Source organism: Vibrio sp. SALL6 (assembly GCF_002002385.1).
Lineage (GTDB): Bacteria > Pseudomonadota > Gammaproteobacteria > Enterobacterales > Vibrionaceae > Vibrio > Vibrio parahaemolyticus.
In genome coordinates this window covers 17,285-33,769 of record NZ_MQVK01000022.1, presented here as the reverse complement: position 1 = coordinate 33,769, position 16,485 = coordinate 17,285, and the positions used below count along the sequence as shown (strand labels likewise).

Here is a 16,485-nt window from a genome sequence, read left to right as displayed (position 1 = left end):
TTGGTGCCAAGGCCTATTTGAATAATTATAACGGCCTATTATCAACACAGCATTCTAGTAAATAAGGCTAGGGAAAGCACAAGGTTCTATAATTTTTTCCATAATTGGAGACATATTTTGCAAAAACGCCACTCCAATTAAACATAATAAAAACAGTAGCACATCAACCGCATTAACAGTTCGAAAACCATTCATTAACTGAGACAAACCCGGTATCAAAAAGAAATTATCCACTACTTTGTCTCAAGCCATGTATGCAATTGAACTTAGTTTTCGAATTCACTGTACTGTGAAATCATAGTTTTCAACTGAACTGATTGCGTTTTTCCCATTCTATCTTTCCAACTGGTCGTAATAGTAATGGTTTTAAGAGATCCAGACACAGTAACCGACGGCACAACCCACTCCACTGTATACGCACCAGTAGCGGACGATCCTGTTGCAATAGCGGCAAAGCTAGCCGTAGAGATCGTCGAAAGCGCATCCGAGGCTCCACGCGTGCGGAACCATTCAAGTTGGTTCTCTGCTAGACGCAGTGCTTCAATACTTTCTATCGCATAGTCGGATTCTCGTTCGAGATACACGTTTAGCTTTGTTAAACCTAGAGCCCCGACACCGATAAGCAAAAAAGAAATTAGAACCTCAAGAAGGTTAAAACCTTTTTGTTTAGAGATCATTCCAAGAGCCTCGCTGCCACTTTAGTTTCTCAATGTACTTGCCGCTCTTTCCACCATTGTAGGCAGGTATCAAAGATCCATTTAATTTTATAGTTCTATCTTCTGCATCTAACCCTATCCCGCCATCAAGCTTCAATGAACCATCTAGCAAAAAAGCATATTTATTAAAGTCATTATTAATATCATGCTTGTGAAAAGAAGTAGGGGTTACACCTATATCATTTTTAGAATCAAAAAGATCAATCCATATTCCTTTAACATCCAACACAGTTGGCTTTGAAAGGTATTGGTAAAGAAGTCCATCAAAATAACTCATACTTTGACTGTAGAGAACACCATCATAAATAATAAGCTGAATAGCATTATCTACAGGCTGAGTAGTAGAACCAAAAATATTTCCTGATATTGCGCAACTGCCATCGACCCAAAACCTTCGTTTTCCAGCAGCGTAAGCATTAGCTAACTTAGTATGGCATGACTTAACCCAACCTTTAGGTGTCTTACCGCTAGCAATTACAACGCCAACAGGATCCGCTTTAATCTCGTTTTTGAGTTTTGCTACGTTAACTGCGTTGAAATCCATAGTGAATAAGTCTTTGAAAACCGAAATATTTGCAACATTTTCTTTGATATCTTCATTTTTATTCGAAGTGCTAGTAGTAGCTAGGTAGGTTGGACGTTTGGTTTCTTCAAATAAATTGGATTTGTGCGAATTCTTACAAGTAAAGCTAGGAGCCCCTAAAATCCCAGTAGCATGACTACTGACTGAACTGTCCACCGTCAGAAAGTGCTCATCAGAACCACTTACACTTGCTACATAACTCACGGTTCCACCAGCAATAATGGATGTACACTCACTGTCAGACGACAAACCTTTTGCTTTAGGGACAAAATGCATTGAGCCAGTAAGCTCTACCGACGCACTCGTTTTTAGTACTGCACCAAGGCCGTTTCCTGTCGAAATTATCACTTTACTTAAATTTGTATTTCCCTCTTTAGATGTAACCAAATATTCATAATCGCTGAGCTTTCTTATCGTCGTAGATACTGCACAGCCCAGTAGAGTAATTGTTCCCGAAGGAGGAAGTACTAACATCTTCTCCTTTATTTGTGCAAAAGCACATTCCAATCCTCCTTCAGCCTTCCAATGTTCTTGTCGAGCTTTTAGTTCATTCTGAGCCACTTTTAATTGAAAGAATACGCCCTTTGATGATGCGAGAGATGCAATCAAAGCAAACAATAATAGTATGGATGTTACTAACAACGTCGTGTATCCAGAACATCCAAATTTAGATCTCATTGCCAATTCCTTTGCTTAATTGAAAACTCTGCAACTTGATTAATTACGCCGTCTACAGTTTGTAAAGCCAAAGTAACATCCGTTACAGCGCTAATATTTGTGCCATTCGTTACGACTTTAGAATTCACTGTAAAATTCGTCACTTGAAAAATATCTTCATCAAATAAAGAACGGCAAAAATCCACACCATCAAAAGGCAGTATTTGGGCTTGGGATACTACACCATTCTCACAGATTACAAGTTTGCTATCTCGCTTCTCATACTTAATATTTCTATAGTTTTTATTTAACGGAGAGTCATCTCTAAAATAAACAAACCCAATAGAAGATGCACCACTGACTGTTATTGTTTCCGAGGCTCCGGATAATTTAAGAGACATACCATGACCACCATCATAACCCGCTCTTTGAATATCCTCTTTCATGACAGCTAGAGTAATATTAAGCCCTTGTAGCAAATTTAGTTCTAAGCTTTTTTCTTTCGCTGTTTGTTGTATGCTAATAAATATCGAACCAATTATTCCTAAAATTATGAGTCCAATTAGAGAGCTAATCATGAGTTCAATCAAAGAGCTACCTATTTGGTAACGTCTGCTAGCATTTAAGGTAATCATACAATTTAGCTCCAGACATACTACAAACTTTTATTCGCCCTGGCGGATTAGAAAGTGCCACTTTTAATTTTGTACTTTGCTCACCGGTCGGGAAGAACTCGATACTTCCGCTTTGCGGTCGACCTCTCACTTCCTCAAAACTCATTTTTTTAGTCTCATAACTATGTAACACTGATAATTCTGAAAACTGTGTCCCGGAAAGGTGTAAAATAACATTCCCCGCACCACTTTCTGCATCGGTTAAGGTGATTGACCAAGCACCTTGACTCACTACATTGCCTTTATTCATAGAGAAATGGACATATAGTTTTTTATTTCGTACGACTGCTTCAGATTTACTTTGGCTCAAAAAACCGACCAACTCTGTTGCAAGTCTCTGCATTTGTACTGTTTGAGAAACACGACTAAAGCTTGGCGCTGCAAACGCTAATATAATACTCAGCACAGCAACAGTGATCATAAGTTCCAACAACGTAAACCCGCGAGGCATTTCCCAAATTCCTATGCAAACGGCTAGTCGACCGTAATTCATCTTGCACAGATGCTATCACCTGCCAAAAATAGGCGGAAAAGTGAAAAGGAAACTACTCGTGATGATTCGAATTTCTCGTTGTAACAGCTACAAAAAAAGATTGAGAGGGATGACATTGATCGAATTACTGATAGCCGTAACGATCGTCGGAATCATTGCAGCAATCGCCTACCCTTCTTATACCAATCATGTGATCAAGTCCCATAGAACGGTTGCCTTGAGCGATCTTAGTCGAATTCAACTGGAACTAGAGACATCTTACGATGGTGGGTATGACTGGAGTCATATTATTTCTGGTGGCGCTTGTACTCTATGTGATTCCGACACAGATCGATTTTCGTTCGATATTGTGAGCTCTGCAATCACAGCCTACACCATTACAGCAACAGCAAAATCGGATCTTGGGCAGGACGACGACGAGTGCTTGAATGGCGCTACAACTATCACTTTAACGTCAACAAATGTTGAATCACCAAGCGCTTGTTGGAACTAAAAAACTACAAATGCAAAAAGGCCTGCGTTTCAGCAGGCCTTTGTTTTTAAGCTTTTAATGAACTTATCTTAGCTGGTTAAATCATCAAAGAACTTCTTCACACCATTGAAGAAGCCTTCAGATTTTGGTTTGTGTTTAGTTGCAGCTTCACCGCCACAAGACTCTTCAAACTCTTTCAACAGTTCTTTTTGGCGAGCGCTTAAGTTAACTGGCGTTTCTACAACCAATTTAACGATCAAGTCACCAATACCACCGCCACGGACACCTTTCACACCTTTACCGCGCATACGGAACATACGGCCAGTTTGTGTTTCTGACGGCACTTTTAGGCTTACTCGTCCATCAAGTGTTGGAACTTCAACTTCGCCGCCGAGTGCAGCCATAGCAAAGCTTACTGGCACTTCACAATAGAGGTTGTTGCCGTCACGCTCGAAAATGTGGTGCTCTTTCACGTGTACTTGTACGTATAGATCACCTGATGGTGCACCCATTTCTCCCGCTTCGCCTTCGCCAGATAGACGAATGCGATCACCAGTATCCACGCCAGCTGGGATTTTAACGTTAAGTGTTTTCGTTTTTTGCTTGCGACCTTGGCCATGACACTCATTACAAGGGTCTTTGATGATCTTGCCTTTACCATGACAGGTAGGACAGGTTTGCTGAACAGCGAAGAAACCTTGACGCATTTGCACTTGGCCATGGCCATGACAGGTACCACATGTTTCCGCTGATGAGCCTTTCTTCGCACCGCTACCGTCACAAGAGTCACAGTGAACCAGTGTCGGAACTTCAATCTCTTTAGTTACACCACGAACGGCTTCTTCTAGCGTTAGCTCCATGTTGTAACGTAAGTCGGCGCCACGTTGCGCACGATGACCACCGCCACCGCGGCGACCACCACCGAAGATATCGCCAAACACATCACCAAAGATGTCGCCGAAGTCAGCACCGCCTCCACCAAAGCCGCCGCCGAAACCACCGCCACCTTGTTCAAAAGCTGCATGGCCATATTGGTCATAAGCCGCTTTTTTCTGAGAGTCGGTTAGAACTTCGTACGCTTCTTTTACTTCTTTAAACTTGTCCGCCGCAGACTCATCACCCTGGTTTCTGTCTGGGTGGAATTTCATCGCTAGGCGCTTGTACGCCTTTTTGATATCACGCTCTGAGGCATCACGGCTTACGCCTAATACTTCGTAAAAATCACGTTTTGACATGTTCTTCGTCACCAGTTAATTACTACAAACGGCATCGATTCACCGCTTGGTGTTTGTATCGTTCTAGGTAAGTGCACTTATTGCAAAATACTTAACTAGAAAGACAGCGTTTACAAACAGACGGGCGTAAGAGTCACCCCAAACGCCCGCACACCGAAGTCGTATCGACTCCAGATGGCTTTGCAGCCATCTGGTTAAGAAAGATTATTTCTTGTCGTCTTTAACTTCTTCGAACTCCGCATCTACAACGTCGTCATCTTTTGACTGTGCGCCAGCGTCAGCACCTTGTGCTTGTTGCGCTTGAGCTTGTTGTTGAGCGATTTCCATTAGTTTTTGAGCAGCAGTCATAAGAGCTTGAACTTTCGCGTCAATTGCTTCTTTGTCTTCGCCTTTACGTGCTTCTTCTAGCTCAGAGATAGCAGTTTCAATCTTCTCTTTCTCTTCAGCTGGAAGTGCGTCACCCGCTTCTTCCATTTGCTTACGAGTACCGTGAATCATTTGGTCTGCTTGGTTACGTGCAGTTGCTAGCTCTTCGAACTTTTTGTCCGCTTCTTTGTTAGCTTCTGCTTCTTGAACCATTTTCTCGATTTCGTCGTCGCTTAGACCGCCAGAAGCTTGGATTGTGATCTTCTGCTCTTTACCAGTCTGCTTGTCTTTCGCTGATACGTGTAGAATACCATCCGCATCAAGGTCGAAAGTTACTTCGATTTGTGGCATGCCACGTGGTGCAGGCTGGATGCCCTCTAGGTTAAATTGACCTAGAGACTTGTTGTACATCGCTTGCTTACGCTCACCTTGTAGAACGTGGATAGTTACCGCGCTCTGGTTGTCTTCTGCAGTAGAGAAAACTTGGTTCGCTTTAGTTGGGATAGTTGTGTTCTTCTCAACTAGCTTAGTCATTACGCCCCCCATAGTCTCGATACCTAGAGACAGTGGAGTTACGTCTAGTAGTAGAACATCTTTAACTTCACCAGCAAGTACACCACCTTGAACTGCAGCACCCATTGCTACTGCTTCGTCAGGGTTCACGTCACGACGCGCTTCTTTACCGAAGAACTCAGCAACTTTCGCTTGAACCATTGGCATACGAGTCTGACCACCAACTAGGATTACGTCAGTGATATCGTTTACTGATAGGTCAGCGTCAGCTAGAGCTACTTTTAGTGGCTCAAGAGAGCGTTGTACTAGGTCTTCAACTAGAGATTCTAGTTTCGCACGAGTCACTTTGATGTTCATGTGCTTAGGACCAGTTGCATCAGCAGTAACGTAAGGTAGGTTTACGTCTGTTTGAGAAGTAGAAGAAAGCTCAATTTTCGCTTTTTCTGCTGCTTCTTTAACACGCTGCATTGCTAGTGGATCGTTTTTAAGATCGATACCTTGCTCTTTCTTAAACTCGTCTACTAAGTAGTTGATTAGACGGTTATCAAAGTCTTCACCACCTAGGTGAGTGTCACCATTAGTTGCTAGAACTTCGAATGTTTTTTCGCCTTCAACTTCATCGATTTCGATGATTGAAATATCGAATGTACCACCACCAAGGTCGTATACAGCGATAGTGCGGTCACCGCCTTTCTTGTCTAGGCCGTAAGCTAGCGCAGCTGCTGTTGGTTCGTTGATGATACGTTTAACTTCTAGACCTGCGATACGGCCAGCATCTTTCGTTGCTTGACGCTGTGCATCGTTAAAGTAAGCAGGTACTGTGATAACTGCGCCAGTTACTTCCTCACCTAGGAAGTCTTCAGCAGTTTTCTTCATTTTCTTAAGAACTTCAGCAGAAACCTGAGGAGCTGCCATTTTTTGGCCTTTCGCTTCTACCCAAGCGTCACCGTTGTCAGCCTTAACGATTTTGTAAGGCATGATTTCGATGTCACGCTGAACTTCTTCGTCTTCAAAACGACGACCAATTAGACGCTTAATTGCAAATAGCGTGTTAGTTGGGTTAGTTACTGCTTGACGTTTCGCAGGTTGACCTACTAGCGTCTCACCGTCAGTGTAAGCAATAACCGATGCAGTAGTACGTTCACCCTCTGCGTTTTCAATTACACGTGGTTTGTCGCCGTCTAGTACAGCAACACATGAGTTAGTAGTACCTAAGTCAATACCAATGATTTTACCCATCTGGCTATCTCCGAATAAATTCTATTTTCGTTTGGTTATAACCCCAATGTGGGGGGAGGAGAATCGGGTTTCAACCCTTGCTCACAAACAAAAATAATCAATGTTTGCTTCTCTATGCCACATAGATAAGGGCGTCAAAACGCTTTTCAAGGGCAGAATTGAAAAAAAGCGTATTTTTTATGAATTAATTGATTTCTTTCAAGCTTGTTGGGAATGCATCACATTCCAGAGACAACTTCCAAAGTAAACATGATGAAAAGCGGTTATTTTTCTGTGACATAAAAAAACAAGAAAGCGAGCTCATTCCGCTCGCTTTCTATATATAGATTCAACTCTATAGTTCAAGACTAGGCATTAGCTTGTGCAGGCTGCGCCTCTACTTCTTGATTGCCGATCTCACCTTCTGTTTTGGCGACAATAGTGTTCACTGCGGTATCCCCTACCACGTTCGAAGAGGTACAGAACATATCGTTGATACGGTCAACCGCTGCAATGATAGCTAAACCTTCTGGTGGAAGACCCAATTGGTGAAGAAGCACACCAACCATCACCACACCACCACCTGGTACGCCACCAGCGCCAATAGACAGAAGAAGAATCGTCAGACCGAGTGTAAACACATCAGCGGTGTTAATTGGCTGGCCAAACGCGTTAGCAACGAAGATTGTAGCAAGCGCGATGTAAATAGATACACCTGACATGTTCATCGTCGCGCCTAGCGGTACACCAAAACCCGCAACTGATTTAGAAACTTGCAGTTTCTCTGTCAGAGTACGCATGGTTACAGGGATGGTTGCATTTGAACTTGCCGTAGAGAGGGAAAATAGGATTTGTTCACGAGTTGCACGCAGAAACGCCTTTGGAGAAGTTCCAGTCGTAATGCCAACTGCCATTGGATAGAAGATGAAAATCCAGAACACAAGCATAGCCACGACAAGCGCAACGTAACCTGCAACAGACATCAGTGTATTCGCATTTAAGGTTGCACCTAGTTGAATCATCAGAGCAAACACACCGTAAGGTGCTAGACTCATGACCAAACCAACCAGCTTCATCATGATCTCATTGGCCATCTTAAACGTGCGGATAGCAGGGCCACCACGAGAATCCAGAGCTTGAATGGCTAGACCTGTCAAAATAGCCATAAAGATAATTTGTAGCATGTCGCCGTTAGCAAAAGCTTGTACTGGATTGCTTGGTACAATGTTTACCACGAGCGAGAAAATATCTGGTGTTTCAGTTGTCGTCAGTTTGACGGTTTCAGAAACCGTACCCGCTAAGTTTGCACCAGCACCCGGTTGGAAAATTAAACCTACGGTCAACGCTGCTGCGATCGCAATGATGGTATTGAGAATGTAGAGAGTAAAAGTTTTCCCACCAAGACGACCAAAAGCACTAATGTCTTTCAAATCGACAATGCCGCACACGATTGAAACATACACAAGAGGCACAACCAAAAGCTTGATCAGCGAGACAAACATGCCGCCAACCCCTTCTGCCGTTCCAAGTAGGTAAGTATCAAAAATCTCAATACCACTAAATAAGTACTGAATAGCTGTGCCCAGCACAAGGCCGGCAAACAAGCCTATGAAAATCTTACTAGAAAGCGATTTATCCATTATAAATCTCCGATATGTTGTGTTTACTATTTACATTTTTGTAGTTATATCTGCTTATTTCTAAAGCAGTGGTCGCAAATAATACATATCAAAGTTACAAAATAAAGCGATAATTTACATTTTTGTTAACAACAAAATTCAGCAAAACAAACTATGAATACATTCATATTCAGAACAAAACTCACTTAGTCAAATGATAACAACCAGTTATCGGTTTAAGGTTGTATAACTACGCAGTTGATAGAAAGAAAATTCCCTATAAGAAAAAATATCCCCAATAGGAAAAACTTTGAAAGGGATCAAATTTTAGATATCGATGGTTCAGCGAGACGGAGGGAGCACACCTTTGTTTAAAACAAAAATGCCCATCACAAACGTGACAGGCATTTTGTATTTACTTTGCAGTGACTTGCGTCGTTATTTAGCAACCATGACCATTGCAGGACGAATCACACGGCCGTTTAACTCATAACCCTTCTGCATAACAAACATCACGGTGTTTGATTCATGATCTGGGCTTTCTTGAATAGACATTGCTTGGTGGAATTCAGGGTTGAACGTTTCGCCTTCAGGGTTGATTTCTTTCAAACCAAACTTAGCAACCACATCAACAAACGTCTTGTGGGTCAGCTCAACACCTTCAAGGATCGGCTTAATCACTTCGTTTTCTGTATCTGCCGCTTGAATCGCACGCTCTAGGTTATCGATAACAGGAAGCAGTTCTTCAGCGAACTTGTTAAGAGCGTATTTACGCGCTTTGTCGATTTCCTGTTCAGTACGACGACGCATATTTTCAACTTCAGCTTTTGCACGAAGCACTGCATCTTGCTGATCTTTTACTTTGGTTTCGCTAGACAATAATGCCGCTTCTAGTTGAGCAATCTTAGCGTCTTTCTCGTCACCAATTTCTTCAAGTTCTGCTTCAGCTTCTTGAGCCGCAGCTTCTACTTTTTCAGCCTCTTCGATGATTTGATCAAGCTCTTCTTCTGTAACTTTGTTTTCTTCGTTGCTCATGATATCTCCAGAATTCAACGTAATGCCCTTAAAGCCATGCTCGTTTTGCGGGGTTTAACCACATAAAAATTCGCATATTTAGGTAACTTGCCATTATTATGGGGATGAAGATTCCTGATTCAAGCCTCTTTAATGCGGAAATGCTATGAAAAATCCATGTAACGTGATCGCGATTATCGGAAAACCAAGAGATCAACAAGCGATTCAGACTCATAAAGAGCTTTACGAATGGCTGACCTCAGAAGGTTACAAAGTGTTTATTGACGATCGCCTTGCAGCGATTTTGGACGAGATCCCGCAAAACCACTTCGCCAGCTTAGTTGAGTTGGGCAAAAACGCAGATCTTGCGATAGTTGTCGGTGGTGATGGCAACATGCTGGGCGCAGCGAGAATTTTGTCGCGTTTTGACGTGCCTGTGATTGGCGTAAACCGTGGCAATCTAGGCTTTTTAACTGATTTAAACCCAGACGATTTCCAAGCGGCACTCAAAGCCGTACTTGCAGGAGAGTACATTGAAGAAGAGCGTTTCTTACTTGAGGCAGAAGTGCATCGTCATGGTCAAATAAAAAGTCATAACGCCGCTTTAAACGAAGCCGTGCTCCATCCTGGGCAAATCGCACATATGATTGAGTTTGAGGTGTACATTGATGAAAGCTTTGCCTTCTCTTTACGCGCCGATGGGTTGATTGTCTCCACACCAACAGGCTCGACAGCATACTCACTTTCTGGTGGTGGCCCTATTCTGTCACCAAGCCTGAATGCCATTTCACTGGTGCCTATGTTCCCTCATACCTTATCTAGCCGACCGTTGGTGGTTGATGGCAAACGTAGAATCAAACTGATTGTGTCACCAGAAAATCGCGGTACACAAGAAGTAAGTTGTGATGGACAAGTGTCGCTGCCAGTTTCTCCCGGCGATGAGATCCACATTTATCAAAGCCCAAATGTGCTCAAACTCATCCATCCGAAAGACTACAGCTACTATCACGTATTAAGGAACAAACTCGGTTGGTCTAGTAAGTTATTCTAGCTTTCATGAACACGAATTTAAGCCAGTTGCTGATTGCTGCTGGCTTTTTTCTTTTTTGGGATAACACGTAAAGACTTACTAATAAGGCGACGTGATATATCCTGCCGTTAAAACGAAATTTATAAACTTTGATCCTGTGTGCAAAGTTTAACTTATTCCAGAAAAGCAAATTGAATGGAGTATGTCGGGTGATATTCTCACCATGAATAGAGTATTAACTCTATTTCATAAAATCAATAAAGGACATACTATGAAAAAAACTATCATTCTGTCTGTTCTCAGTACATTAGCACTGATTGGCTGCCAATCTGAAGATACTAAAGTGACAAACGTATCTAATGCGCGTGCGGACGACATTACACAAACCAAACGGGAACTTGCTCAACAACTGAGCGAAAACTATACGGCAATTGAGCCAATGTTGAGAAGAGATATTACTGCTCAACAAACCAATGTTCCTGTCTCCTCTTTCATTGAGCAAAACCCTACTGCAGAATTTAGCCAACAGCTCGTTGAAGCCGACGCTCAAATTCGTAGCTGGAAAGGCATTACTGAATTCTCAGATCAGTTGCTAGAAGTGCGCTTAGCCAACGAAAAAATGCTAGGAGCATGGCTTAATGGCGACGTTGCACCACTCTTTGCCTTTGAACCAAGCGGTGATGATGAAAGCTGGCAATACATCGAAGCGTTTGACGTTTACGGGCAAATTCATCAACTTGATGTGTATCAGCTTCCTGACGTTCCCGTTCTAGTTGTCGATAACAACAGCTCTGCAGAGCTCAAAGCAGGCTTACAGGCGATGCAGGCAGAAATGAAAAAGCTGGGTCAGCCAGCTCTAATTCAGCCTTATTATTCAGAGAGTCAAAAACAATCTTCACCAATGCTACAAAGCGCAGCGACAAGTGATGTCGCTCCGATTCAAACAACTCAACTGAAGAAAATTCGCTTAGCGGATGACAAAGAACCGTGGATCTCTGGCAAAGCAGAGGTTTACGCCATCGTGACAGGTGTCAATCCAAGCCGCGACGAGCCGACAATTGATCTGGTAGAGCTTCCTTACTTGGATTACGACAACCAAGATTACTACCCAAATCAAATCATCATTCACTGGTCTCGCTACCGCTGGGGCGCTGCAGATATTGTTCTGATGGAGCAAGATGACGGCACAGACTACAAACAGCTGGCTAAACTATTGGTGCAAGTCGCTGAAGAAGTTCTGAAAGCCATCCCAGATCCGCAAGTTCAGGCATACGCAGTCATCCCACAAATCACAAACAAGATCATCGATGCCATTCCAGATGGTGTGCTTACCAACGATGATGACTTTGTTGACGTTTTCTACACGTTGATGCAAGACACGTCGTATGTCGATCACCCAGGAGCAAGTGTTAATGCTGTCGTGACACTAGAGCCACTGACGATCAATCCAACTCGCCCATAACCCTTTCAATTTCAATGAGTCGTTGTCGAGACTTCGACTCATTTTTCCCACCTCATCACAAAAAATAACCTGTTAGATAAAAATATTCCCGCTCATCTTTACTGTATAAAGAAACAGTATATACTGTTCTCATATACAGTATTGTTCAGTTATACAGGTAAATAAAAATGCTGGCTCATCTAAGTGTTAATAATTTTGCGATTGTTAAGTCTTTACAACTCGAGCTTTCTAAGGGCATGACCACCATTACAGGTGAAACAGGCGCTGGTAAATCTATCGCGATTGATGCGTTAGGTCTGTGCCTAGGCGGACGTGCCGATGCAGGTATGGTGCGTCAAGGTGAAGATAAAACCGAAGTCAGTGCCGCCTTTTTACTGGACAACAACCTACATGCAACGCGTTGGCTAGAAGATAACGATCTGCTGGATGGCACTGAATGTATCTTGCGTCGCATCATAACTAAAGAAGGCCGTTCAAGAGCCTTCATCAACGGCAGCCCAGTACCACTTTCACAATTAAAATCTCTTGGGCAGCTGTTAATCAACATCCATGGACAACACGCGCATCACCAACTGATGAAAAGCGAATACCAAATGGCGATGTTGGATCAATATGCCGGACACTTAAATCTATTAAAGAGTACACGCAGTGCGTACCAACATTGGCGTCAGGCAGACAATAACCTCAAGCAACTCAAGGAAAACAGCCAGCAGAATCAGGCGCAAAAACAGTTGCTTGAATACCAAATCAAAGAACTGAATGAGCTATCGCTAGGTGAAGAAGAATTCGCAGAACTCGAGCAAGAGCACAAACGACTGTCCAATAGCGGAGAACTCGCCGCTACCTGTCAGCAAGCCCTCGAACTTATTTACGAAGGTGAAGAAGTCAATGCGCTTGGTATTTTGCAATCGGCCAATCACTCCCTAATTCAATTAGCGGAATTAGATGAAAAATTAGCCGAGCTTCCAAATATGCTGGCTGACGCGATGATCCAGCTAGAAGAAACCAAAAACGAACTTCGTAGCTACTTGGATGGCATCGATGTCGATCCAGGTCGTATGGCTTATGTCGAAGAGCGTTTTTCTAAAGTGATGTCGATGGCTCGTAAGCATCATGTTATGCCTGATGAGTTATACCAACATCACCAAGACCTTCTAGCACAAATCGAAGCATTGGATTGCTCTGATGAACGTCTGGATGAATTGGCTCAAGAAGTGGAACAGAAATACCAAAGCTTCCTGACTCAAGCGGAAAAGCTGCATAAATCACGCAGCCGTTACGCAAAAGAACTGAACAAGCTGATCACGCAAAGCATGCACGAACTGAGCATGGAAAAAGCCGTCTTCAGCATTGAAGTAAACAACGAAAACACACATCCGTCGCCACTGGGTATGGACAGTGTGTGCTTCTTGGTTTCCACTAACCCGGGTCAACCTTTACAACCAATTGCGAAAGTTGCGTCAGGTGGTGAGTTATCCCGTATCTCGCTAGCGATCCAAGTGATCACAGCTCAAAAAGTAGATACGCCAAGTTTGATCTTCGATGAGGTGGACGTGGGTATTAGTGGTCCAACAGCTGCGGTAGTAGGCAAAATGCTACGTAAGCTTGGAGAATCGACTCAAGTCATGTGTGTCACTCACTTACCGCAAGTAGCCGGTTGTGGCCACCAGCAAATGTTTGTCGCAAAACACACCAAAGGCGGTCAAACGGAAACACAAATGCGCGCACTAGATGAAGAACAACGTGTGGCAGAACTGGCTCGTTTACTCGGTGGTAGCCAAATCACTGATTCAACATTAGCTAACGCGAAAGAACTCCTTATCGCCGCCTAACCCTATGACACAGAGTCATCGGCAATCCAGTTGATGACTCTTTTCGTATTAATCGCTTCAGTGACTCGGCTAACGAAAACGCCATTATGCCCCCTATCACCCCTTAATATCTGCTAATAAATGCAACTCAACTCAAAATTCGTTGTCAGATTCCCTACCATGCGACGCATAGCTTTTTACATCTGCGTCGAGCTTGTTTATTATCAGCGCAGTATTTTAAAGGTTACTAAGAAATTATTATGCAATTAAAGAAGTGGTTAGTTGCCGTACCATTAGCAATGACATTGCTGACAGGATGTTCGGTATTGGAAAAACTGGTTTATCGTATTGATATCAACCAAGGCAACTATGTAGAACAAAGTGCGGTTGATAAATTAAAGTTTGGGATGACTAAAGCACAGGTTCGCTTCGTACTTGGATCGCCAATGCTTATCGAAAATGGCTATCCTAACACTTGGTATTATATCTACCATCACACGCCAGGCCACGGTGACCCAGTACAGAAAGATCTTGTCGTAAACTTTAATGACCAAGGAACGCTGGCCGATATCAGCGGTGACTTCCCGAAAAGTGACGCGTTTTACGAACAGATCCAATAAACCAATCCTGTCATTACATCGATTGGCATCATAAAACCTTTATGCAAAAAAACCTCCCACTTGGGAGGTTTTTTTATCATCTAAAATATTACTTATTCTGCTTACTTGCGCAGAGCATTTGGCTTGCCACCAGTCACTGGATCGGCATTCCCAGCCGCTTTTGCTTGCTCTGCTCGCTTACGACGAATCTCTTTTGGATCTGCCAATAAAGGGCGATAGATTTCAATGCGGTCTTTATCACGTACGGTCGCGTCTAGTTTTACATTACGACTAAACACACCTACTTTGTTTTTTGCTAAATCAATTTCTGGATACAATTCCAAGACACCCGACTGACGAATGATCTCTTCAACCGTCGCGTGGTTATTCACAACTAAGTTAAACACGCGTTGCTCATGAGGCAATGCATACACGACCTCAACGTGAATCATGTCTGACTCAATACTCATAACACTCGTACACCTGTTTCGCGCGTTTGGTAAATGCATTAACCATATTGCTAGTTAGCTCGTTAAAAATCTTGCCGAACGCCATTTCAATCATTTTGCTCGAAAACTCAAACTCAAGCTTAAGTTCAACCTTACATGCCTGCTCATCCAACGCAGTAAAAATCCAACCACCTCGGAGCGTTTTAAACGGACCATCAACCAAGTTCATCATAATAGCTTGGCCAGGAATAAGCTCATTGGACGTAGTGAACGTTTTACTGATGCCCGCTTTCGCAACATCGACAGAAGCGACCATGCCGTTACCCGAAGACTCAATAATTCGAGAGCCCGAACAACCAGGCAAAAATTCAGGGTATTTAGCAACATCATTGACCAGATTAAACATCTGTTCTGCACTAAAAGACACCAACGCAGAACGGCTGACTTGCTTCATACATACTCCTATCGATACATGTACAGATTTAAAGCTCGCGACAATTTTACTTTTATTCCACGATTGCGCAAATAAAAGGATTTCCTATCCGATATCCAACCCGTATAATGACGCCATTATGGCAAAGAAAAAATCAAAACAAAAAGCGGGTAGTAACACTATCGCGCTGAACAAAAAAGCTCGCCACGAGTATTTCATCGAAGATGAAATCGAAGCTGGCTTGGAGCTCCAAGGTTGGGAAGTGAAAGCCCTTCGCCAAGGTAAAGCCAATATTTCTGAAAGTTACGTATTCATGCGTGACGGTGAAGCCTTTGTGAGTGGCATGACAATCACTCCTTTAAATCAGGCATCGACACACGTAGTGGCGAACCCTACTCGTGTGCGCAAACTACTTATGAGTCGTCGTGAACTTGACAACCTACTCGGTCGCATTAACCGTGAAGGTATGACACTTACGGCACTCTCTCTGTACTGGTCTCGCTCTTGGGTGAAGATAAAAATAGGTGTAGCAAAAGGTAAAAAGCTTCACGATAAACGTACAGATCTTAAAGAAAAAGACTGGGCAAGAGAAAAAGCACGCGTAATGAAGAGCGCACTGCGTTAATCTTGACCACTTAAACGCATAGTGCTGGACAGCTAAGTCTTTTCTGTTACTATGCGAATCATACCTTGGGGCTGATTTAGGATTCGACGGGAATTCAGAAGTCTGAGGTGCATGCCGAGGTGCGGTAGGCCTCGTTAACAAACCGCAAAAAAATAGTCGCAAACGACGAAAACTACGCACTAGCAGCTTAATACCCTGCTCAGAGCTCTCTCGCCCTAGCTTCCGCACGTAAGACGGGGAATAACGAGAGATCAAACCCAAACGCGCTAGCCCGGATTCTCCCGCCTGAGAGATGAACGGCGAATTATAATTCAGGATAGTCATTCATTAGCGTGTCGGTTCGCAGGTGGATGGTGAATTTAAAGATCGACTAAGCATGTAGTACCAATGATGAACGGTTTTCGGACGCGGGTTCAACTCCCGCCAGCTCCACCAATCACTAGTAACGGGACGTCTCAGGACGTCCCGTTTTCTTTTCTAAACCCTTGTCCTATCTAGCTTTAAGTGGTTCAGGGC

The 16,485-nt window shown here is 43.2% G+C and carries 16 protein-coding genes and 1 other RNA gene; 7 read left to right on the top strand and 10 right to left on the bottom strand.

Annotated features, from left to right (window positions below; genetic code table 11):
- Nucleotides 1–266: 266 nt before the first annotated feature.
- From BIW15_RS13950 to BIW15_RS13935, 4 genes are read right to left on the bottom strand one after another with little or no spacing between them, the layout of a single operon-like run.
- Nucleotides 267–677 carry a prepilin-type N-terminal cleavage/methylation domain-containing protein gene (locus BIW15_RS13950; RefSeq protein WP_077281184.1) on the bottom strand — a complete coding sequence of 137 codons (411 nt, stop codon included), beginning with the start codon at nucleotides 675–677 and terminating at the stop codon, nucleotides 267–269.
- Nucleotides 667–1,977: a hypothetical protein gene (locus BIW15_RS13945; RefSeq protein WP_069539637.1), complete on the bottom strand. Its 1,311-nt coding sequence runs from the start codon at nucleotides 1,975–1,977 to the stop codon at nucleotides 667–669. Before BIW15_RS13945 ends, BIW15_RS13950 begins: the two co-directional genes overlap by 11 nt.
- The gene (locus BIW15_RS13940; protein ID WP_025636099.1) at nucleotides 1,974–2,591 is read right to left on the bottom strand and encodes a hypothetical protein; all 618 of its coding nucleotides are present in this window, start codon (nucleotides 2,589–2,591) and stop codon (nucleotides 1,974–1,976) included. The genes BIW15_RS13945 and BIW15_RS13940 overlap by 4 nt, the downstream gene beginning before the upstream one ends.
- The gene (locus BIW15_RS13935) at nucleotides 2,572–3,081 is read right to left on the bottom strand and encodes a GspH/FimT family pseudopilin (protein WP_021454347.1); all 510 of its coding nucleotides are present in this window, start codon (nucleotides 3,079–3,081) and stop codon (nucleotides 2,572–2,574) included. The genes BIW15_RS13940 and BIW15_RS13935 overlap by 20 nt, the downstream gene beginning before the upstream one ends.
- Before the next feature lie 103 nt (nucleotides 3,082–3,184).
- On the opposite strand from BIW15_RS13935, the gene BIW15_RS13930 reads away from it, so the two are divergent.
- A complete protein-coding gene (locus BIW15_RS13930) occupies nucleotides 3,185–3,616 on the top strand; it encodes a type IV pilin protein (RefSeq protein ID WP_005496290.1) in 432 nt (143 codons plus the stop codon).
- Nucleotides 3,617–3,684: 68 nt separating this feature from the next.
- Here the strand turns inward: BIW15_RS13930 and dnaJ are convergent, their stop codons facing one another.
- From dnaJ to grpE, 4 genes are all read right to left on the bottom strand, one after another.
- A complete protein-coding gene (gene dnaJ / locus BIW15_RS13925; RefSeq protein ID WP_005496291.1) occupies nucleotides 3,685–4,830 on the bottom strand; it encodes a molecular chaperone DnaJ in 1,146 nt (381 codons plus the stop codon).
- Nucleotides 4,831–5,034: 204 nt separating this feature from the next.
- Nucleotides 5,035–6,948, bottom strand: coding sequence for a molecular chaperone DnaK (gene dnaK / locus BIW15_RS13920; RefSeq protein ID WP_005455943.1), 1,914 nt, complete (start codon nucleotides 6,946–6,948; stop codon nucleotides 5,035–5,037).
- A 347-nt stretch (nucleotides 6,949–7,295) separates the two neighbouring features.
- On the bottom strand, nucleotides 7,296–8,567 hold the full coding sequence (locus tag BIW15_RS13915) for a dicarboxylate/amino acid:cation symporter (protein ID WP_077281183.1): 1,272 nt from the start codon (nucleotides 8,565–8,567) through the stop codon (nucleotides 7,296–7,298).
- 417 nt (nucleotides 8,568–8,984) lie between these two features.
- The gene (grpE, locus tag BIW15_RS13910) at nucleotides 8,985–9,581 is read right to left on the bottom strand and encodes a nucleotide exchange factor GrpE (protein ID WP_005455958.1); all 597 of its coding nucleotides are present in this window, start codon (nucleotides 9,579–9,581) and stop codon (nucleotides 8,985–8,987) included.
- 145 nt (nucleotides 9,582–9,726) lie between these two features.
- Between grpE and nadK the strand changes: the two genes are divergently transcribed.
- From nadK to bamE, 4 genes are all read left to right on the top strand, one after another.
- Nucleotides 9,727–10,611: an NAD(+) kinase gene (gene nadK, locus BIW15_RS13905; protein WP_005455932.1), complete on the top strand. Its 885-nt coding sequence runs from the start codon at nucleotides 9,727–9,729 to the stop codon at nucleotides 10,609–10,611.
- A 250-nt stretch (nucleotides 10,612–10,861) separates the two neighbouring features.
- On the top strand, nucleotides 10,862–12,052 hold the full coding sequence (locus BIW15_RS13900; RefSeq protein WP_005496293.1) for a DUF3103 domain-containing protein: 1,191 nt from the start codon (nucleotides 10,862–10,864) through the stop codon (nucleotides 12,050–12,052).
- 167 nt (nucleotides 12,053–12,219) lie between these two features.
- The gene (gene recN, locus BIW15_RS13895; protein ID WP_077281182.1) at nucleotides 12,220–13,884 is read left to right on the top strand and encodes a DNA repair protein RecN; all 1,665 of its coding nucleotides are present in this window, start codon (nucleotides 12,220–12,222) and stop codon (nucleotides 13,882–13,884) included.
- A 239-nt stretch (nucleotides 13,885–14,123) separates the two neighbouring features.
- Nucleotides 14,124–14,483, top strand: coding sequence for an outer membrane protein assembly factor BamE (bamE, locus tag BIW15_RS13890; RefSeq protein ID WP_005455981.1), 360 nt, complete (start codon nucleotides 14,124–14,126; stop codon nucleotides 14,481–14,483).
- A gap of 101 nt (nucleotides 14,484–14,584) precedes the next feature.
- On the opposite strand, the gene BIW15_RS13885 is transcribed toward bamE, so the two are convergent.
- Both BIW15_RS13885 and BIW15_RS13880 read right to left on the bottom strand, forming a co-directional pair.
- Complete coding sequence (locus BIW15_RS13885; protein ID WP_005456005.1) at nucleotides 14,585–14,932, bottom strand: RnfH family protein; 348 nt, start codon at nucleotides 14,930–14,932, stop codon at nucleotides 14,585–14,587.
- Nucleotides 14,922–15,365 carry an SRPBCC family protein gene (locus tag BIW15_RS13880; RefSeq protein WP_005381641.1) on the bottom strand — a complete coding sequence of 148 codons (444 nt, stop codon included), beginning with the start codon at nucleotides 15,363–15,365 and terminating at the stop codon, nucleotides 14,922–14,924. The genes BIW15_RS13885 and BIW15_RS13880 overlap by 11 nt, the downstream gene beginning before the upstream one ends.
- 118 nt (nucleotides 15,366–15,483) lie before the next feature.
- On the opposite strand from BIW15_RS13880, the gene smpB reads away from it, so the two are divergent.
- Nucleotides 15,484–15,969: an SsrA-binding protein SmpB gene (gene smpB, locus BIW15_RS13875; protein ID WP_005455975.1), complete on the top strand. Its 486-nt coding sequence runs from the start codon at nucleotides 15,484–15,486 to the stop codon at nucleotides 15,967–15,969.
- Between the two features lie 67 nt (nucleotides 15,970–16,036).
- Nucleotides 16,037–16,404: a transfer-messenger RNA gene (gene ssrA / locus BIW15_RS13870) on the top strand.
- Nucleotides 16,405–16,485 lie beyond the last annotated feature (81 nt).